This is a genomic window from Komagataeibacter sp. SM21 (assembly GCF_041402665.1).
Taxonomy (GTDB): Bacteria; Pseudomonadota; Alphaproteobacteria; order Acetobacterales; family Acetobacteraceae; genus Komagataeibacter; species Komagataeibacter saccharivorans.
In genome coordinates, this window is the sequence record NZ_JBGLOV010000009.1 from 1 (window position 1) to 18,443 (window position 18,443).

Sequence of the window (18,443 nt, forward strand, 5' to 3'; positions counted from 1 at the left end):
GCGGGGCTGCGCCACCCGGACCAGCCTGCGTGCAAGGTCGGGACGGTCGAGTGTCTGGGTGAAGAAAAACCGCAGCGCCGACACGATGGCGTTCATGGTCGGTGTCGGCATGCCAGCCGCGTTCTGCTCAATCTGGAACTGGCGCACATCCTCGACTGTTGCCGTGTGGGGTGAGCGGCCCAGAAACGTGGCGAAACGGCCGACATCGCGAAGGTAATTGCGCTGCGTCTCCCGGGAGAACCGCCGCACCGCCATGTCATCAAGCAGGCGCTGGCGAAGGGGACTGATTGCAGCAATGCACAGGGACTCTGTCATCATCCGGCTCCTTCTGGTGGGAAGAAGCCAGAGTGCTTGGTCCAATCAGGACAGTTCCAAATAAAACAGATCGCTCACGCCGTGGTGACAGACCTGCACACCGCACCATCCCCGCGCAGCGGGTTCGTTCTCCCCTCCCTAAACAGCCTGTCGGATCAGCAGAAACAAAGCAGACAGGCTGTAGTCGCCTTCATGTCAGTCATAAGCAGAGCTGTTCAAGTTTCCGGAAAGCGGACGGTCTGCAGTAGTTCTCGTTATCCGCCGATGTCTTCCTCCAGACTTCTGATTGCTGCATGTGCAGCTGATCAGGAGAAAGTATCATGGAAAAGAAAACGCGTTTTCCGTCGCCTACGCTGAAGGCGTCCGTGCCCTGGAATGCAGGAAAAATGGTTGGCCCCAAGCGGGCGCTCAAAGAAAAGCACGTCTGGGCTATTCGGTTCTGGCTGGGGAGCGAGCAGCGTGTCAGAGACAGAGCTTTGTTTGATCTTGCTCTCGATAGCAAACTCAGAGGCTGCGATCTTGTCAGCCTTCGTATCGGGGACATCGTGACCAGCGGTCAGGTGCGTCACCGAGCCACGATCGTCCAGCAGAAAACGCGGCGACCTGTACAGTTCGAAATTACAGAAACAGCCCGGGAAAGCGTGCGAACCTGGCTGGAACACCGAGGTGGCGGCCTGAATGAATATGTTTTTCCCAGTCGCCTAAGCCCCAAAGCTCATCTGAGCACAAGGCAATACGCCCGGCTTCTGGACCAATGGGTTCAGGCGGTGGGACTGATCCCGGGGGAATATGGAACTCATTCGCTCCGCCGGACTAAGGTTGCCATGATTTACAAACGAACCGGTAATATCCGGGCCGTGTAGATTCTGCTGGGTCATTCAAAACTGGATAGTACGGTTCGATATCTTGGGGTGGACGTCGAGGACGCTCTGGCACTGTCGGAAGCCACCGATCTCTGAAATCGAATATGTCTCAGGAATTCTCTACCTCCTCCTTATGTGTACATGTTATGATGACGCACAAGGAGGAGACTATGAGCGAGCATCTTTCAGATAACGCACCACCCCCACAGAAAATCGGAGTTCGAGAGTTCCGAGGAAACCTGACAGCGTATCTGCGTCAGGTCAGACAGGGCAGCACGATCCTCGTGACGTCTCATGATCAGGTCGTTGCTGAACTGCGGCCGCCGGCTCCTTCCTATCGTCCCCGTCGTCAGCCAGGATCTCTTCGTGGACGGATCAGAATGAGCGAAGATTTTGATCAGACACCTCTTGACGTTCTTGAAAGCATGGAACGCGACCTGTGAAGATTCTACTCGATACGCATGCCTTGCTATGGTGGCTCTCAGACTCCGATCGACTGGGCGAGACTGCACGGGAGATCATTGCAGATCCGGCCCACGATATTCTGGTGAGTATCGTGTCACTATGGGAGATTGCGATCAAAATCCGTATCGGAAAGCTGGATGCGGATATGAATGATATTCTGGCAACCATTCCTGCGGAAGGTTTCTCTCTGCTGGGAATACAGCCCGAGCACCTACAGATCCTGATGTCTTTGCCTCTGCATCATCGTGATCCGTTTGACCATCTCCTGATGGCGCAGGCGCAAGCTGAACACGCCACATTCCTTTCAGAAGACGGACAAATGGATCATTACTTCATCAAGCGAATACGCTGTTCGTGAAGCAGAAACTGCCGTCAGAACACGCCTTCGTGCCAGACATAGGATAATCCCGTCTTCATCATGATAGCAGATGTGGCCGCAGGTACATCCATGCTGTGAGTTTCTGGCGCTTCCAGCACAAAGAGTATGAGGGTGCTAAACAAAAAGACCATAAGAGCGGCTAGATCGGGCATCAGTTCTCCGCTGTTGGCGGTTCGTCACCGTGTTTCGACAGGTCGGAGTTTGCGAAAATTGTGGGAGGCGGGTTTGAGCGTAGGTTTTTCGAAACATCGTTAACTCGCTTGAAACGGGGAAACATCGACATTCCCACAACCTCGACGAAAGCCTCTTGTGCTGCCCGGTAGCAATTCGGCATCAAGTTTCCACGCTTTACCAACTCATCCTCGCTTCTTGAAATGAGCTCCTTCAAAGCGGTACCCCGCCGCGAAAGTGGAGCAATAAACATTGGCACCATATCCCGGAGTTCAAGATCGATAAGAAAGTCGGAATAGTCGGCATGAACTACAGCGTGTCGTCAGTTAAGCAGGATGATGATTGAGGCGAACTGCACGGCTGCGAGGAAGGTCGATTTCAGTTTATCGTAGCGGGTTGCGATAGCGCGAAACTGCTTGAGTTTATTGAAGAACCTCTCAACAAGGTTCCGTTCGCGGTAGAGAGAAAAATCGGTTTTCCGTCGTGTCGTTCTGTTGCGTTTTGGCGGGATGACCGGGGTAATCCCGCGCTGTATCAGCCGATCGATCAACCTGTCCGCGTCATACGCCCTGTCAGCAAGGAAAGCATCCGGGTCGATGTTTTCCAGAAGTGGTTCTGTCTGGGTGATATCGGCATCCTGTCCCGGTGTGATGCCGAGTTCCACCGGATTGCCCAGAGCGTCGCAGATGGCATGGATCTTTGTAGTCAACCCGCCTCGTGATCGTCCGATGGCCTGATCCGTGCCTCTTTTTTGAGAGCTCCGGCACTATGCTGATGCGCCCGGACAATTGTGCTGTCGATCATCATGTATTCGTTGTCGTGATCAGCGGCCAGATAACGAAATATCCGTTCGATGACGCCGCTTTCACACCAGCGGCGCAGACGCCGGTGCACGTTTTTCCAGTCCCCGAAACGGGCAGGAAGGTCGCGCCATGGAATACCAGCGCGATAGCGATACAGCACCGCCTCCACGAACAGACGGTTGTCCACCGCAGTGCCGCCGACATAGCCTTCTCGACCAGGAAGAAGATCCTTTATCCGCTCCCACTGGTCATCGCGTAAAATATAGCGCCGCATCTGTCTGTTTCCCTCAAAAAACGGGAAAACAGTCAGCACACGCAGACACAAAGTACAACCCTCACATGCCACACTCAGGGCTTAACTGACGACACGCCGTAAGTTCTGACTGACAAGAAAACGGATGTATGATTCAAGGAAGTCATGATCCGAATGTCCCAATCCTACGCCAAACTCGGACTTTGCCGATACGAGTTTATTTTCGGCAATCTTCAAGGCGAGGTCCATGCCGAAGTAGAGAGACCGGCAGATATTTGTCATTCCGAGGCAGAACAGATCAAAGAACGAGATGTCGAAAGCTGCATTCTCGGTCGTTCGGGTCAGCATGCACTCGAGTACAGCAGAGATATCTCTTACATACTCTGCCTGAGTGAAACCAGCATTCATGAAGAGGTCTTGCACCGTGGCAGCCATGAAGTTGTTCGACTTGGGTATGACTATCTTGTTCCCAGGGGCTTTGCCGGTTCGAAACTCCTGACGGGCATCCACCCAGAAAGTTTCCTTGCGATCAGGATGATGAAGGATGAGGAGCACGGGCACAGGATAGTGCTCCCAATATTTCTGGTGTTTTTTGTTTGCGGTGTAGGAAACGCTGTAATCCGTTTCACTAATGAAATACGACTGCCCTGATTTGACTTGAACACCAACCATCATCCCGGTCGGTTCGCTGTTTTCGTCAAGGAACTCGATGTGCCCGTCGATGCCAAAATCTCCGGTCGAAGTTTCTCGCCAAATTAGTTCAAGGTCGGCCAACTTGGCCTGAACGGCGGCGATGCCTTTTCGTTCGGTCGCGTAGTTTCCCGGCATGGTTCAGATTTCCAATTTTTTCAGCACTTGCACGATTATCACTTAAGTCATGCTGCGTCTTGTCATGGAGGTCGCAGAAGGGCGGAGAGCCGCTTCAAGCGTCTTGGACGCAAATGTTAGCTTTTGGGTCTATTCCACCCCCCCCTTAAACCGCCTGTCCGTTCAACGTGGGCGGTGGAGACAGGCGGCAACCGCCTTCATATCGGTTATTCAAAGCCCTATGAGGGGAACCGAGAAGCGGACACGGGATGAAAAGAATGCCCCCAAACCCGATGGATCTTGTCGTTACACGCGTTGACGCATAAGGTCGCCAATATGGCGCAATGTATTATTTGTAATCATAGCCTTACATCACAAAACGATTCTGCCGAGCACATAATTCCCAATGCAATCGGTGGTTTTCGAAAGGTGTGCGGATTTCTTTGCGATCGCTGCAACAACACAACCGGGCACGACTGGGATGCAGTACTTGCCTCACAGTTGAACGGGCTTTGTCACTTTTTTGATATCAAGCGTGAGCGTGGGTCCATTCCGGATCAAACAATCAGTACAACAGCAGGCGAGACCTTCCGAATGCTCTCCCAAGGAGGCTTTTCGTTACCGAAACCGACTGTGGACAAAACAGAGGCAGGCGGCAGAACCCAATATCAAGTAGTTGCTCGTGACATGCCCGAGGCACGCAGAATTTTACGCGATCTTCAAAGGAAGTTCCCAAAGATTGATGTTGAGGCAGAACTGACAAAGGTACAAGCCGGGACTTCCTATCCTAAAGGGATGGTCGAAATTCCCTGTCAGATTGGCGGGCTCCAGGCAGGGCGCTCAATCGTCAAATCGGCCGTTGCCCTTGTGCATGACAGCGGGATACCAGCCGTAGCTTGTGATCAAGCACTTGTTTACCTTCGAGATCAAAATGCCCCTGCCTGTTTTGGCTATTACTCGACCACCGATCTACTAATCGAACGTCCCGTCGGCGTGCCTCTGCATTGTGTAGCAGTTTCGGGAAATTCGACCACTGGGATGCTGCTTGGTTACGTAGAATATTTCGGTTTTCTCCGGGCCGTGATCCTTTTGTCCGAAACTTATATTGGTCCCAATATCGAAAATTGTTATGCGATCGATCCTACCACAGGGATGCAATTCGATCTTTCGGTCCGCCTACAATTCTCTCAAGCCGACATGGTGGATATCTTTGATTATAAGCACTGTGACAATGAGGCCACTAAGCAAGCGGCCGACGCGGTCTTCGGCCCCGGTATGGCTCGTAAGCGACAGCGAGAACAATCGCACGCTGTAAAAAAAGCCGTTCAATACGCTTTCGAGAACTGTGGTGCACAGCCAGGCGACATACTGACCGAGGAACAACTCAGGATCATTGCCCAGCTCACGTCCGAAAGGTTAATACCCTTCATCGTCAATCTAAATCAGCCACGCCCTCTCCCGCCAAGCAGCAATCTGCGTTCGGACATTAAGGACCAATCAGGAACGTAACTAGATGAACGGGTTCGTAGATAGCTCTGCGCTTGGGAGCAGATGTTGTCGATCATACGAGTTTCCGGTTCTCCACTCTTACCAATTTGCAGCTGACATTCCGTTTACCCTCCCCCTTAGCTGCCCGTCTGTTCAGTGAATATCAAGCAGATAGGCGGTAATCGCCCTCATGGCAGACGATTTGTGTCGCTCTTATTTGCCTGATATCGGACTTTGGTCTCCGGCGTAACGCGCGGGTCTGGTTATGAGAGGCGATCGCTCGTCGGGGCACCCATGTCTACCTGACACAAAACGAGTTCGACGCCCTCGTTTCGTTCGTCTACAATCCAAGAAGAGGTTGGCCGGGTGTCCGTGCTGCTATCAACACCGGCGATAAACGCAAGGCCGTCAGGATCATCGAGGAGCAGCTGCGCTCGGGCGGCAGATATCCACGCATCCACCAGTTTCCGCAAAAACCGGCTTTGAAACGCAGGAGAAAACAAACTGACAAGATTTTTTATCAACAGGATCCGATTCTGCGATGAAGTCAAAATGTCTTGCGATCCACCAGTCGCAAGTGTCGTTGGTAGTGTTCTCCTGCAACCACACAACGTTCAGAAAACCCCACGGGATCAATAGATCCGTGGAGTTTCCGTTATTCGTATGTCAGATTGAATTCGATAATTTTAAATTGTGCCAGTTCATGTCTTGTTACGAATGCGCGAAAACCACCCTGATTTTTTTGAAGGTGGTGGATAAACCTGTGTGCCAGCAAGAGATTCAATGCGTTCGCAATTCCAGACACCATCGTCTATTGCTTGTTGGAGCATGGCCAATGTGACTGGCACTGTTATTATTTTGCGGACTGGTTTGCCCAGTAAAAGTTTCCAGATCAGAAATCGAAAAAAAACAAAGAGGATAACAGGGATAATTAATAAAACCTGTGTTTCATCATTAAAATATCGATAATAATCAAAATCCCCCACCTTGATTGAGAATGTTTCTGCATAAGATTCCATGAAGTAATGATCATCAATTCCGTCCAGACTAAGATCCTCTACTACTCTTGTTGACGGTTTAATTTCTTCCTCAGAAATTTCTTGTTCAGAAATTAAGAAATTTTTTAGTTTATCTGAGATAATATACATTTAAAAAATCCTGTCTTCAGATTTAACCAGACGATTATACTGCTGAACAGTATTATAAAAAATTTTCGATACATCGTAAAAGGTTATAGCAACACCTACATACGGCTGCAGATTTTGAATGTTCAGGGTGTCTCAAAATACAGGGGCTATTCAGAAGGCGGCTGCGGCTTCAGATGAAAACGGGTGATCTCGGATGGCCTGCCCAGCCGGAGTGCGAAGCCCGGCCACAGTCCGGTGCCGTTACTGACGTAAAGCGTCATGCCGCCAATATTGTAACGCCCGGAGACAAACCTGTTGTTGCCACGTGCAACGAGACGGTCGAGACCGACAATCATTCCGCCATGCGTATGTCCCGATAACTGAAGGGCGACACCCTGTGCGGCAGCGGCGCGCGCATCACCGGGCTGGTGGTCGAGCAGCACGACCGGCGCCCCGGCGGGACGGCCTGCAAGGGCCGCTGCCAGATCCGGGCCAGCCTGTCCATGCCCGGGCGCCGACCGGTCGGTGACGCCAGCAATGACCAGCTTGGCTCCGTCCCGTGTGATGACCGCATGGCGGTTCAGCAGCATGTGAAAGCCCAGTTCCGACAGGTGATGTATCCAGTCGGCGTAGTCGAAGAAATATTCATGGTTTCCCGGTATCGCCAGAACACCGTCCGGCGCATGCAACTGCGCAAGAGGGGTCACGTCAGCGCGGCGCATGGCCACCGAACCGTCAATGAAATCGCCCGTCACAACAATCATGTCGGCGCCAGCCGCGTTGGTGCGGTCCACAACTGCCTGTACCCATCTGGCGGGGAAAAGCCGACTGATATGCATATCGGTCAACTGGACCAGCCGATACCCGTCAAACGCTGGCGGCAGGCCGGGAATGGTGATGGTCACGTCCCTGACCGGTGGAACCCGCAGCGCGTTGGCGACACCGATGGCAGACAGCATGCCCGCAATCGCGCCCACGGTTGCCCGCGCGCCCGCCGGGATATGCACCGGCTGCCATGTCACCAGCGCAACCAGCAATGCGCCGAGATCAAGCGTGATCTGAAGCAGCGTGAGGAACAGGATCGCCCCAAACGCCCAGTTGAACATGATGACAAGAGGGCGGGGGAATTCTGGCGCGAAGATGGAACCCGAAGAAAGCCGGGACCAGTAATGATAGAGTGCGGCTACGACCACCAGTGCGGCTACGGGTATTTTCAGGCCCAGCGGAAGTGGTAACGGCCAGAGCCAGTTCAGGATCACGACAAGAAGGGGTAAACCGAAAACAACAAGGCGCATTACAATCAATATCCTCGCACGAAAGCGCAGGGAGACATCTTCCGTCCCCCTGCGCACGGGCCACACACAGTGGTAAAATGTCTGTCTGGTCGTCAGGTGTGCCCGTTATGCCAGAAACAGGGGCACTGAGGCTTCAGGAGAATTTTTCTCCGACCATTTCCTCGCTCTTTGCCCACAGGGCTTCGGCGTGTACGGGATCGACCGCGTAGGCCCGCACGCCCTCACTGATCAGGGTGAGTGACCTGTCATCGGGCACGACCGGGCTTACGTGGCAGTCTTCGCAGTAATGGCCGCCGACCGCATCAGCTTCCGCCACCACACCGGCCCAGACCGACGTGGCCGCCCCCTGCGGAATGGTCTTGAACTGGAACGGTGGTTTGCCGTCTGCTGCGGCCTGTTCATTGATCCTCGCCACCATCGCCTCGATGCCGCCTGCTGGCATATAACGCGTCAGTTCGGTCAGGATTCCACCCGGATGTATCGCCGTGGCGCGCACGCCGCGTGCGCGATGCCGTGCGTCAAACGCAACGGCAAAGAGGATATTGGCCGTCTTGGAGCGCCCGTAGGCGACGAAGGGATCGTACGGTGTATGCTCGAAATTCGGGTCTTTCAGGTCAACATCGGCAAAGCGATGTCCGGCCGAGGATACATTGACCAGCCGGGACCCGGTACGCATCAGTCCCGCAATCCGGTTGACGAGGACGAAGTGTCCCAGATGATTGGTGCCGAACTGGGTCTCGAACCCGTCCTTCGTATGGCCGAACGGCGTGGCCATCACGCCCGCATTGGCGATGACCAGATCGAAGGGCAGAGCGGTTGCGTTCAGCTTATCGGCGCAGGCGCGCACACTGTTCAGATCCGCGAGGTCAAGGGCGATCAGTTCGAACGTACCGCCCCCACGTTTAGCGTCGGCACGGACCTGCCCGATAGCATGTTCCGCTTTTGCCAGATTGCGTGCGGCACCCACCACCTGGGCGCCATGTGCGGCAAGGGCGCGCGCGGTTTCAACGCCCAGACCAGCGGAAACGCCGGTCACAAGGACACGTTTACCCTTCAGGGATACGCCGGAGAGGACATCTTCTGTCGTCGAACTCGCGCCAAAAATCTGTGTCATGGGTGGAACTCCTTAAAAGGATGCATCCGTTTTTTGCCGAAGTGGCATGCAGGGTGTTATATGGAGCATGGCTCCGCTTGATATATGCGGAGAGTCACTCCGTTTAACAAGAGGGAAACCGGTGACCGACGAAAAAAAGCCGCGCCGCCGACCGCGCAGCGATGGACAGCGCAACAGGGAAAACCTGCTGAAAGTAGCGAAAGCCGCGTTTACGGCGGGGGAAGTCGATATCCCGCTGGACGAGGTCGCCCGTCGTGCGGGGGTCGGGATCGGAACGCTTTACCGTCACTTTCCCAATCGCGATGCGCTGATCGAGGCGGTCTATCGCGCTGAACTGGACAGTCTGGCGGATGCAGCGCCAATCCTTGCCGCGCAGCATCCACCAGTGGAAGCGTTGCGGGCATGGATGCGGCTGTTCGTGGATTACATTGCCGCCAAGCTGGTCATCGCTCCCGCCCTCAACGGGCTGGCGGGTGGCACGGGCGCGCTCTACGCCCAGTCCGGCACGGTCCTGCAGGACGCGATCGAGAAACTCATGGCGGCAGCCGTTGCCAGTGGGGACATCAGCGCGGATATCGAGCCAGTCGACCTGCTCCGTGCCCTGGCGGGGGTTTCTAACTACGCTGCTGGTCCCGGCTGGGAGACCAGTGCGAAGCGCCTTGTCGATATTCTCATCGCCGGATCACGGGCGCCGACATCGTGATGCCGCGTGATAGAGAGTTATGTCGATAGTGCTCTCGGATAAACCGAATGTCCATTCATGGCCGGGAAGCATGGAAACCCGACATTCGATCGGACAGCCATGATGGCAGCATGCCTGAAAGGCCATATTGTATCGAAACGTCACAGCGCCGTTCTTGTGTTGATAATGATTATTATATTCATATAAGGAGGGGCACTGACGCAAGCTGTCAAGGAACCTTCAGGCTGTGGCCTCGACCGATCACCTTCTGGAAACCTATCTTGCGAACCGGCCCCGTTTCGTATCTTTCGCAACCTCCATGGTCGGCTGCACGGCACAGGCGGAAGATATTGTGCAGGATGCTTTTGTTCAGGTCGCATCCGTAAAAAGGCAGGGCATTGTTTTCAATCCCGTCGCATACCTGACCGCAATAATACGGAACCTCGCGCTTGATCATCTGCGTGCTGCGCACAGGCAGATTCCAACCGAAATCGATCATACCCTGCTGGCTGATACAGGTGCGGGGTCCATATCGCCCGAAGCCCATTGCGGGCACCGGCAGGAACTTCATTCCGTGGCGAATGTCCTGACCAGCCTGCCGCCACGCACCCGCCGCGCGTTCGAGATGTACCGCATCGGCGGCTATACATTGCAAGAAATCGCAACTGTTCTGGGCGTCTCCACCACACGCGTGCATAAGATGATCCAGACCGCGCTGGTTGCCTGTGCAACGGCCCTGCCAGATATGGAGCCGTAAAGATTTTTTTCTTACCGTTGAAAAACAGGTCCCTGTCACGTCCCTGTTTCTGGGAACACGCTCAACGCTACTGGCGTGGAATACAGGAGAGGGGCAGATGAGCATACAGCCAACACAGGACGCCGGGCGCGTCATGCTGGAAGCCGCCACCTGGAAAATCCGCCTTAATGAAGCACGGCATGATGAAACGGTACAGGCGGAATGCGCCGCGTGGCGTGCGCTGGACCCTGCCCATGAACGGGCATGGCGCCGGATGGAACGCGTATGGGCCGTCACTGGCGAACTGCTGCCACCCATGGTGCAGGCACCTGACCAGCGGCCCGCAACATCCTGCCCGCCTGCGGCCAGCAGGTCATACGCCCCCTTGCGACGCCCCTTGCGGATTGCCGCAGGCTGCATGCTCCCGTTGGCAGCCAGCCTTCTGGCCTTCGCCACGCCGGACCTCATGTTGCGCCTGCGGGCTGATTATTACACAAAAACCGGTGAAACCCGCACGGTTATCCTGTCTGACGCAACGGCCGTGACCCTGGCGGGCCATTCCGCCATTGCCGTGCATTATTCGGGTCGGGAACGGGGAGTTACGCTGCTGGCCGGGGAGGCGTTTTTCAACGTCGCGCATGACGACAAACACGACTTTGCCGTCAGGGCAGGAAATGTCACGGCCCGCGATATCGGCACCACTTTTGATGTGCAGATGACCGGCCCTGATGTGCGTGTTGCCGTGCGTGAAGGGATTGTGGACGTAGCACGCCAGTCTGACCCCGCCCTGCGCCTGACCGCAGGCCAGCAATGGACGGTCGATCAGCATACGGGCAAGACGCATCGCGGCGCGATCGACCCGGATGAAGTCGGTTCATGGCGTTCAGGGCAGATGGTTCTGAACGACGTACGGTTCTCCGAAGCGATCGAGGTTATGGGGCGCTACTATCCGGGTACCATCGTGACCCATGGCTTGGAACACGACACCATCCCGGTAGGGGGGGTATATGACCTGCGCCACCCCAGGGAGGCGCTGGAAGCCCTATGTGCGCTGCATGGGAACAGGCTTGTTTCGCTCCCCGCCGGCTTCACCCTGATACTGGCCAGCCACAATGCGCCCTGACGGGCCGGAACGGCAACCCGGCGCTTTTTGTCTCGAAGTGCGAAAAAAAGTTTCACCGCCCCGTTAAAAAAAAATCGTCTCAACGGACATGAATATACGCGAGTGCAATTCGTTTGCATTTGCCCTCAACCGTCTGCCCGTGAGATCTGATCATGCCGTGTGTTCTTCTGTCATGCCGTCGCAATCGCATCCGGCCTTCCCGAATCAGCCTGCTTACCGGCACTTCGGCATTGATGTTCGTCATGTGGAACGCCACGGGCCATCATGCCGTGGCGTCACCGGTCGCGGCCAGTGTCGCCGTCCCGCCAGCACCGATACAGCCATTCAGTATTCCTGCGCAGCCGCTGGCCCACGCCCTCGTATCCCTGGGCGCGCAGACGGGCATGCAGATCGCGTTCGATAGCGCCACGATATCGGATGTACGGTCAGGGTCGGTAACCGGGCAGATGACAACAGAACAGGCACTTTCCGGCCTTCTGGCAGGCACCGGCATTACGTACCGGAAAACCGGGGCGCATTCCGTCTCGCTCGTCCGCGCAGCTTCCTCCATCACCCTTGATCCGGTACGAGTGGAAGGACAGGGGAACGTGGGCGGCAGAAAAGGGTGGAAAGAAGAACAGATCGCCGTTTACGCCATATCGGGGCGCGCGGGCCTCGTGCCCAAGAATTCCAGTGCGGCCACCAAGACCGACACGCCACTGATTGAAACCCCGGAATCCGTGTCTGTCGTGACCCGCGCGCAACTGGACCAGCAGAACGCCCGCACCATAGCCGAGGCCCTGCGATATAATGCCGGCGTGTCGGGGGATGTGGCATCGGGCTACACCACGCGGTTTGATATGGTTGAAATCCGCGGCTTTCAGGGCGCTGCGGGCGCGGATGAGTTTGTTGACAACCTGCGCCTGTTCAACGGCGCCTATTACGCTACCCAGCAGATCGACCCCTATCTGCTTGACCGGATCGACATTCTCAAGGGGCCGCCTTCTGTCCTGTACGGGCAGTCCAATCCCGGCGGGGCCATTGTACTGACCACAAAACAGCCGACGGCCACCCCGGTTCACTCCGTCTCGGTCGAAGGGGGGACGTACGGCTACGTACGCGGCACCGCCGATTTTGGCGGACGGATAGACCGTGATGGCAAGTGGCTGTACCGCATAGCCGCAACCGCCACCACATCGGGCACACAGGATGAGCATACCCGCAACGAACGCTTCGGTGTCCTGCCATCGCTGACATGGACCCCCAATGATCGCCTGACCATGACACTTTCCGCCTTCTGGCAGCGTGACCCGCGTGGCGGAAATTTTGATACGGCCCCCCTGGAGGGCACCATCCTGCCCAACCCGAATGGCAAGATTTCGGACCATTTCTATCCTGGCGACCCGAATTTCGAGACCTACAAGCGCACCCAGACGGCCGTCAATTACCGCCTGAGCTACCGCATTGCGCCCAACTGGACCTTCAAGTCATTTGCCCGTTACGCCAATGTGGGGGCGTTTTTCCAGCAGGTGTCTTCAGGCGGGATGCTTGATGATGACAACCGGACGCTGGAGCGTGCGGCATACGGGTCAGAGGAGCATTTCGACACGATTACGGTAGAAGAACAGATCCTTGGCCATTTCCGCACCGGCCCGGTCAAGCACAATGTGATTATTGGCGGCAACTGGCAGAATATCCGTGATTCCGCCAATCTGTATTACGGCGATGCCCCCTCACTGGACGTCTTTGCCCCGACCTATGGGCAGAGCATTGGCAAGCTGGATCTGTACGAAGCACAGAGCATCACCACCAATCAGGAAGGCATATATGGCGAGGACCAGATGACATGGGGCAGGCTGCATGTGCAGGGGGGCGTGCGGCATGACTGGTCCACCATCGACACCCGTGACCAGACGGATAGCGGCGGCAGCTTTAACCAGTCGGATCAGGCCACGACGTGGCGCGGCGGCATTCTGTACGCGTTCCCCATCGGCCTGTCGCCTTACTTCCATTACGCGGAATCTTTCCAGCCCGCGAACAACCTGTCGTTCAACGGCACGCCATTCAAGCCGACCCGGGGGCGGCAGTTTGAGGTGGGGCTGAAATACCAGCCGCACAACTTCAACGGCTTCTTCACGCTGGCGCTGTATGACCTCAAGCAGAGCAACGTGCTGGTCACCGATCCCGTCCATATCGATTTCTATACCCAGACCGGCGGTATCCGTTCGCGGGGGATCGAACTGGAATCCCATGTTGACCTGACCCGCAACCTGAACATCATTGCGGCCTATACCTATCAGGACGTGGCCTATACGCGCGGCAGTGGCGACCTGACTGGCGAACGCCCGATTGCGGTGCCCAAGCAGACATTCTCGGTCTGGGGCCATTATGACCTGCGCAATGGCCCGCTGCGGGGTCTGGGGTTTGGCGCGGGCGTGCGCTACAACGGCAATACGCTGGTGGACAATACGCTGGAATACGTAACACCCAGCTATGTGCTGGTGGATGCGCAGGCACAGTATTCACTTGATGCCGTCGCCCCCCGCCTGAAGGGCATGCTGTTTCAGGTAACCGCGCAGAATCTGCTCAACCAGCGCTATTACCCCAGTTGCGCGGGTGCCGATACCGGTTGCTATATCGGTGCCAACCGCAATGTCATCGGCAAGGTGACTTATAGCTGGTAACTTCCATGCGGCTTTCCCGTTCAGCCTCCCACCCCGGCGCAAAGATTCGATAGCCACCTGTCCCAACCGGCGGCCACCCAGCTTTTTCATGACAGCAGGCCAGATCCAGAGACAGCGCCGGAGTACCTGCCCGGCTGGACAGTATTTCCGCAGCGCAATGGCTCCCCGGCAAGGCCCGGCCATGACGCTGACCGGTCCCTGATTGTCCCGTATCTGGTCCTGATGCGCGAGAATGCGGAATAACGGCAGTCATTCCCGACAGCCGGACGGTTACGCTCGATGCCGGAAACCAGACCGCCTGCTGTCTCGTTAGAGCGGGCACGGCCTGCCGTTCCAACCAAAGCGGCAGCCCTGTTACAGGCGCGGAGTATCCTGAACGTGTACGCTGAAACAAGTCATGAAAACGTTGAGTCCTGCCTGACCGAGGCACTGGTTATCCATGCATCGCGTGATCTGCGGCTGGACCCCATTCTCCTACCTGATCCCGGCCCCGATGAAGTGCAGGTGAATATGGCCTGGGGTGGCATATGCGGTTCGGACCTGCATTATTTTTCCCATGGGGGCGTTGGGGCGTCCGTACTGCACGCCCCCATGGTTCTGGGGCATGAAGTCTCTGGCACCATCAGTGCGCTGGGCAGTGATGTAAAAGGCTTTTCTGTAGGTCAGGATGTGGCCATTCATCCGGCGCGGCCCTGTGGTCACTGCCTCGAATGTGCGCGGGAACGGCGCAACCTCTGTCGCAACATGCTGTTTTTGGGAAGTGCCGCACGTGATCCCCATACCGATGGCGGCTTTCGCCGGTCCATGACTGTAAAGGCAGCACAGCTTCATTCCCTTCCTCCCGGCCTGACTCTTCGTCGGGCATGTCTTGCCGAACCTCTGTCCGTCGCCCTGCATGCCATTGCACGTGCGGGCGATGTGCGTGGTCGTAACGTGATGGTACAGGGGGCAGGACCAATCGGGCTGTTAATCGTGGCGGGACTGGTCCATCACGGGGCAAAACGGATCGTGGTAACCGATCTGGAAGATTTTCCACTACAGTGCGCCACCCGGCTTGGCGCAGACAGGTGCTACAACACCCGCCATACCGAGGTAGAGGAAGAATTCGATATCCTGTTTGAAGCTACAGGCGTGCCGACTGCGCTGCCTGCGGCCATAGGCCATACACGGCGGGGTGGCATACTGGTTCAGGTTGGCATGTTCCCGCCAGGGGACATACAAGTGCCCGTTGCACAGATCATCAACCGTGAACTCGATTTCAGGGGTACTTTCCGTTTTGACACGGAATTCGACGCCGCACTTGCCTTATTGGCTGAACGGCCTGAAATTGCCGATATTCTGGTCACCCAGCAGTTTCCCCTGCACGACTTTGCCGCGGCCTTTGCCCTGGCGCCAGACCGCAGGCAGGCAGCCAAAATCCTGCTGTCCCTGAACAGTTGAAGGGATGGCGCCCATTCTCGCCTGACCAAACCTGCGGGAATGGGTAAAAAGTCTGGCTTCCATTTGTACGGAACTGGTTATGCCCCGGAAACCAGCAGGCGTGTACTGGTCCGTTCATCGAAGGACTGGTTCGTGGTGACAATGAGGGCGGTCTGTTCATATAGAGACGACTGACCATACGGAGCCAACAGTCCGCCAGACTGGACAAAGGGCAGGGCACCCGGTTCGTCGAGGACGACAAAGTCCGGTCAGCCGGCCCATACGGGTACAGTTCGAGCCAGCGGCCGTGGCCAGATGGATTTTGCGGTACCCCATGCGTCCCACAGACACGACATTACACGTGAGACCGAGGAATCCACTCCGGGCCAACTGCATGCACCGATTCACAGGTCCCATCCATCGAGTTCCTTGTAAGCGCCGAAACTTCAGGTGCCGGGAGACACGCATCCGCGCGCATATTTCACCCAGAGATAATGTGGAGGGGTTACGGGATTGCTGGGCAAGGGGATAATCATAGGGAGATTTTGCGTAATCCCAGCAATGCGTATTTTTATCCCATAAGAAATCTTATGCCAATAAAAACCATCTTCATATCTGGCATCGCGTAACGCGCCTGATCCGGTGTCTGGAACCGTATGGGCCTGACAGACCTGTATGTTGCTCCCGTCCCACATATCAAACCGAACCGGCATTCGTATACCGGACACAGCGGGAACTGCATGCGGGGTGATGTCCCACATGCCTTACTCCCGCTGTTCGCTACCCGTTACACGTATCAGGTCGCATGCCCATATGTGGCCGTCAGCCGTTCGCGCAGATAGTCGCCTCCGGTGATGGGGGGATAATGGGGCGTGTCGCCCGCAGTCGTGACGATCGGTTCCACCAGCGCATCGGCATCGGGGTCCAGAAAGAATGCGACGGAATACCGTTCGCTTGCGGGCTTCAGCACACGGTGGGGTGTGGAGACATATACGTCATTGCTCCACCGCATCAGGCAGTCACCGATATTGCATACGAATGCCCCCGGTATGGCCGGGGCGTCGATCCAGTCGCCACCGCGCGGGCGGACCTGTAGCCCTGCCACACCATCAACCGCCAGTATGGTCACGTTGCCATAATCCGTATGGGCCCCTGCCCCCGGCGCACCGTCGTCGCGCGCTTCGGTTTCCGCCGCGCAGTAATGCAGCAGGCGTAATGTCGCCATGGGGTGGCGGAATTTATCGGCAAAGAAATCCTCAGACACCCCCAGATCCAGCGCAAATGCCCGGTGCAGCGATGCCCCCAGTGTCTGGCATGCCTGAAAATAACCCAGCATCCGTTCCCGCCAGCCCGGCAGGTCCGGCCACGCATTGGCAGGCTCCCCTTCCGCTTCACGCCCGATGTTGAAGGCTTCCTTGCGGTCCGGCAGGGCCGTCGTATCCAGACGTTCCACACCGTAGCCGACATACCCGCGATTATGCCCGACACGACTGCGGGCAATGCCTTCCTTCTGCGCATCTGGCAGGGCAAACAGGGCATGGGCGGCGTCAAAGACGCCCCGCATCATCGACGGGTCAACACCGTGGCCGGTGATGTAGAAAAACCCCGTCTCCCGGCATGCCTGCCCTATGGACCGGGCGACCGCCCTGCGCTCATCCGGCGCGCCATTCCGCAGGCGCGTAATATCAATGACAGGGATATCATGGGTCATGGGACTGATCCTCAGCGCTATCAGGAAGGGCATTGTTTCTGGTGCGCAGGCCGTGGCCTGCCTCCACCGATCCGGGCTGGTGCGTGCCACGCTGCCTCAGCCCGCGCGGACTGTGGCCCGTCATGCGCCGCACCAGACGCGACAGATGAAAGGGCGAACCGTATCCGCACAGTTCGGCAATCGTCGCCAGCGGCATATCCGTACGCAGGATCATGCGGATGGCCGCCTGCGTCCGTACATTCCAGACATGGCGCATGGGCGTGGTACCAAAGTGCCGGCGGAATGACGCAACCAGATGCGGCGGCGTCACCCCCCATACAGCCGCCAGACGGGCGAGGTCGAGTGGCTCGAAATAATGTGCCTCTACAAAGGCATGTACCTTTACCAGCCCTTCGGGCAGGACGGGACGCGCATCGCGTACGGTTTCAAACTGCCACGCCGCGAACAGCGCTTCCCCCAGTGCATTGCGCAGCATGTCGGTAGAAGGTGAGCTGGCCAGTCCACAGCCCAGCCCCTCGCGGAACAGGGCGCGCAGGCGTGGCGTTGCGGGCATGGACTGGGCGATCATGCCGGTATTGCCCCGGTCGTCCACCGGCAGCGGCGTTTCGCACCAGCATACATGGCTACCCGGCGCGTAGGAGGAAGAGCGCCCCGCCCAGTTGACAAACAGCCCGCATTCCCCCGCCACAAGCCCATGTTCACGCCCGTCGACCAGGGTGCGCATCGAACCGGTTTCCAGCAGCAGTATCCACGCATAGGGCTGTCCGGCCACCCGGAACTCCCCACCACGCGGATAGCCGATTTCCCCGAAGGAGAATGTGGCCCCCCTGTTCAGAAACGACAGCATGCCGATTGTCTTGCCCCTTCATTTCATACCCTGCAGGGATAGCGTCTCCATCCCGGTGATGAAATGACCGCACGGCACAAAAACATATCCGTAATTATGATTTCCTGATCGACCGCCAACTCCCCCGATGGTGCAGCCTTTACGGTCATGATTCCATCATGGTCCGACCGCGTTGAACGGCT

General features: G+C 56.7%; 19 protein-coding genes. 10 read left to right on the forward strand and 9 right to left on the reverse strand.

The genetic code is table 11. From position 1 onward, the window contains the following. On the reverse strand, positions 1-318 hold a 318-nt coding region (locus ACBR42_RS10000), incomplete at its 3' end, for a phage integrase N-terminal SAM-like domain-containing protein (protein ID WP_371207876.1). 317 nt (positions 319-635) lie between these two features. Here ACBR42_RS10000 and ACBR42_RS10005 point away from each other — a divergent pair. The 3 genes from ACBR42_RS10005 to ACBR42_RS10015 all read left to right on the forward strand — a co-directional run bounded on the left by ACBR42_RS10005 (position 636) and on the right by ACBR42_RS10015 (position 2,001). After that, positions 636-1,178 (forward strand): tyrosine-type recombinase/integrase, encoded by a 543-nt coding sequence (locus tag ACBR42_RS10005; protein WP_371207877.1) that lies wholly within the window; start codon positions 636-638, stop codon positions 1,176-1,178. A gap of 104 nt (positions 1,179-1,282) precedes the next feature. Beyond that, positions 1,283-1,621 carry a type II toxin-antitoxin system Phd/YefM family antitoxin gene (locus ACBR42_RS10010; RefSeq protein ID WP_371207878.1) on the forward strand — a complete coding sequence of 113 codons (339 nt, stop codon included), beginning with the start codon at positions 1,283-1,285 and terminating at the stop codon, positions 1,619-1,621. Beyond that, a complete protein-coding gene (locus ACBR42_RS10015) occupies positions 1,618-2,001 on the forward strand; it encodes a type II toxin-antitoxin system VapC family toxin (RefSeq protein WP_371207879.1) in 384 nt (127 codons plus the stop codon). The genes ACBR42_RS10010 and ACBR42_RS10015 overlap by 4 nt, the downstream gene beginning before the upstream one ends. Before the next feature lie 14 nt (positions 2,002-2,015). Here ACBR42_RS10015 and ACBR42_RS10020 read toward each other — a convergent pair whose 3' ends face one another. The 3 genes from ACBR42_RS10020 to ACBR42_RS10030 all read right to left on the reverse strand — a co-directional run bounded on the left by ACBR42_RS10020 (position 2,016) and on the right by ACBR42_RS10030 (position 4,077). Then, positions 2,016-2,174, reverse strand: a complete 159-nt coding sequence (locus ACBR42_RS10020) for a hypothetical protein (RefSeq protein WP_371207880.1) — start codon at positions 2,172-2,174, stop codon at positions 2,016-2,018. A 341-nt stretch (positions 2,175-2,515) separates the two neighbouring features. Beyond that, positions 2,516-3,270 (reverse strand): IS5 family transposase gene (locus ACBR42_RS10025; protein ID WP_371208005.1). Its coding sequence is split into 2 segments (ribosomal slippage): positions 2,516-2,940 and positions 2,940-3,270, totalling 756 coding nucleotides; the frame shifts between segments, so codons are not numbered across the junction. 81 nt (positions 3,271-3,351) lie between these two features. Then, positions 3,352-4,077: a DUF4365 domain-containing protein gene (locus ACBR42_RS10030; protein WP_371207881.1), complete on the reverse strand. Its 726-nt coding sequence runs from the start codon at positions 4,075-4,077 to the stop codon at positions 3,352-3,354. 315 nt (positions 4,078-4,392) lie between these two features. On the opposite strand from ACBR42_RS10030, the gene ACBR42_RS10035 reads away from it, so the two are divergent. Together ACBR42_RS10035 and ACBR42_RS10040 are read left to right on the forward strand one after the other, a co-directional pair. Then, positions 4,393-5,565 (forward strand): HNH endonuclease, encoded by a 1,173-nt coding sequence (locus ACBR42_RS10035; protein WP_371207882.1) that lies wholly within the window; start codon positions 4,393-4,395, stop codon positions 5,563-5,565. Between the two features lie 254 nt (positions 5,566-5,819). Beyond that, a complete protein-coding gene (locus ACBR42_RS10040; protein ID WP_371208006.1) occupies positions 5,820-6,089 on the forward strand; it encodes a glycoside hydrolase family protein in 270 nt (89 codons plus the stop codon). Between the two features lie 156 nt (positions 6,090-6,245). Here ACBR42_RS10040 and ACBR42_RS10045 read toward each other — a convergent pair whose 3' ends face one another. From ACBR42_RS10045 to ACBR42_RS10055, 3 genes are all read right to left on the reverse strand, one after another. Then, positions 6,246-6,692, reverse strand: a complete 447-nt coding sequence (locus tag ACBR42_RS10045) for a DUF1493 family protein (RefSeq protein ID WP_371207883.1) — start codon at positions 6,690-6,692, stop codon at positions 6,246-6,248. A 146-nt stretch (positions 6,693-6,838) separates the two neighbouring features. After that, positions 6,839-7,966 carry a metallophosphoesterase gene (locus ACBR42_RS10050; protein WP_371207884.1) on the reverse strand — a complete coding sequence of 376 codons (1,128 nt, stop codon included), beginning with the start codon at positions 7,964-7,966 and terminating at the stop codon, positions 6,839-6,841. Between the two features lie 133 nt (positions 7,967-8,099). Next, a complete protein-coding gene (locus ACBR42_RS10055; protein WP_371207885.1) occupies positions 8,100-9,080 on the reverse strand; it encodes an SDR family NAD(P)-dependent oxidoreductase in 981 nt (326 codons plus the stop codon). 121 nt (positions 9,081-9,201) lie between these two features. On the opposite strand from ACBR42_RS10055, the gene ACBR42_RS10060 reads away from it, so the two are divergent. The 5 genes from ACBR42_RS10060 to ACBR42_RS10080 all read left to right on the forward strand — a co-directional run bounded on the left by ACBR42_RS10060 (position 9,202) and on the right by ACBR42_RS10080 (position 15,724). Next, positions 9,202-9,783, forward strand: coding sequence for a TetR/AcrR family transcriptional regulator (locus ACBR42_RS10060; protein WP_371207886.1), 582 nt, complete (start codon positions 9,202-9,204; stop codon positions 9,781-9,783). A gap of 226 nt (positions 9,784-10,009) precedes the next feature. Beyond that, complete coding sequence (locus ACBR42_RS10065; RefSeq protein WP_132306372.1) at positions 10,010-10,519, forward strand: sigma-70 family RNA polymerase sigma factor; 510 nt, start codon at positions 10,010-10,012, stop codon at positions 10,517-10,519. 97 nt (positions 10,520-10,616) lie between these two features. Further along, positions 10,617-11,621, forward strand: a complete 1,005-nt coding sequence (locus ACBR42_RS10070; RefSeq protein WP_371207887.1) for a FecR domain-containing protein — start codon at positions 10,617-10,619, stop codon at positions 11,619-11,621. 152 nt (positions 11,622-11,773) lie between these two features. Continuing rightward, complete coding sequence (locus ACBR42_RS10075; RefSeq protein ID WP_371207888.1) at positions 11,774-14,284, forward strand: TonB-dependent siderophore receptor; 2,511 nt, start codon at positions 11,774-11,776, stop codon at positions 14,282-14,284. Between the two features lie 378 nt (positions 14,285-14,662). Continuing rightward, positions 14,663-15,724 carry an L-idonate 5-dehydrogenase gene (locus ACBR42_RS10080; protein ID WP_371207889.1) on the forward strand — a complete coding sequence of 354 codons (1,062 nt, stop codon included), beginning with the start codon at positions 14,663-14,665 and terminating at the stop codon, positions 15,722-15,724. 775 nt (positions 15,725-16,499) lie between these two features. Here the strand turns inward: ACBR42_RS10080 and ACBR42_RS10085 are convergent. Both ACBR42_RS10085 and ACBR42_RS10090 read right to left on the reverse strand, forming a co-directional pair. Next, complete coding sequence (locus ACBR42_RS10085) at positions 16,500-17,414, reverse strand: isopenicillin N synthase family oxygenase (RefSeq protein ID WP_282760378.1); 915 nt, start codon at positions 17,412-17,414, stop codon at positions 16,500-16,502. Further along, complete coding sequence (locus ACBR42_RS10090) at positions 17,404-18,261, reverse strand: helix-turn-helix domain-containing protein (RefSeq protein WP_118963795.1); 858 nt, start codon at positions 18,259-18,261, stop codon at positions 17,404-17,406. The genes ACBR42_RS10085 and ACBR42_RS10090 overlap by 11 nt, the downstream gene beginning before the upstream one ends. Positions 18,262-18,443: the final 182 nt, after the last annotated feature.

What these genes read in the sequence shown, in the direction of transcription:
- ACBR42_RS10050 (WP_371207884.1), bottom strand. Translation starts at nt 7,966, where the DNA reads ATGCGCCTTGTTGTTTTCGGTTTACCCCTTCTTGTCGTGATCCTGAAC.
- ACBR42_RS10010 (WP_371207878.1), top strand. Translation starts at nt 1,283, where the DNA reads ATGTCTCAGGAATTCTCTACCTCCTCCTTATGTGTACATGTTATGATG.
- ACBR42_RS10090 (WP_118963795.1), bottom strand. Translation starts at nt 18,261, where the DNA reads ATGCTGTCGTTTCTGAACAGGGGGGCCACATTCTCCTTCGGGGAAATC.
- ACBR42_RS10005 (WP_371207877.1), top strand. Translation starts at nt 636, where the DNA reads ATGGAAAAGAAAACGCGTTTTCCGTCGCCTACGCTGAAGGCGTCCGTG.
- ACBR42_RS10070 (WP_371207887.1), top strand. Translation starts at nt 10,617, where the DNA reads ATGAGCATACAGCCAACACAGGACGCCGGGCGCGTCATGCTGGAAGCC.
- ACBR42_RS10075 (WP_371207888.1), top strand. Translation starts at nt 11,774, where the DNA reads ATGCCGTGTGTTCTTCTGTCATGCCGTCGCAATCGCATCCGGCCTTCC.
- ACBR42_RS10055 (WP_371207885.1), bottom strand. Translation starts at nt 9,080, where the DNA reads ATGACACAGATTTTTGGCGCGAGTTCGACGACAGAAGATGTCCTCTCC.
- ACBR42_RS10020 (WP_371207880.1), bottom strand. Translation starts at nt 2,174, where the DNA reads ATGCCCGATCTAGCCGCTCTTATGGTCTTTTTGTTTAGCACCCTCATA.
- ACBR42_RS10030 (WP_371207881.1), bottom strand. Translation starts at nt 4,077, where the DNA reads ATGCCGGGAAACTACGCGACCGAACGAAAAGGCATCGCCGCCGTTCAG.
- ACBR42_RS10045 (WP_371207883.1), bottom strand. Translation starts at nt 6,692, where the DNA reads ATGTATATTATCTCAGATAAACTAAAAAATTTCTTAATTTCTGAACAA.
- ACBR42_RS10085 (WP_282760378.1), bottom strand. Translation starts at nt 17,414, where the DNA reads ATGACCCATGATATCCCTGTCATTGATATTACGCGCCTGCGGAATGGC.
- ACBR42_RS10035 (WP_371207882.1), top strand. Translation starts at nt 4,393, where the DNA reads ATGGCGCAATGTATTATTTGTAATCATAGCCTTACATCACAAAACGAT.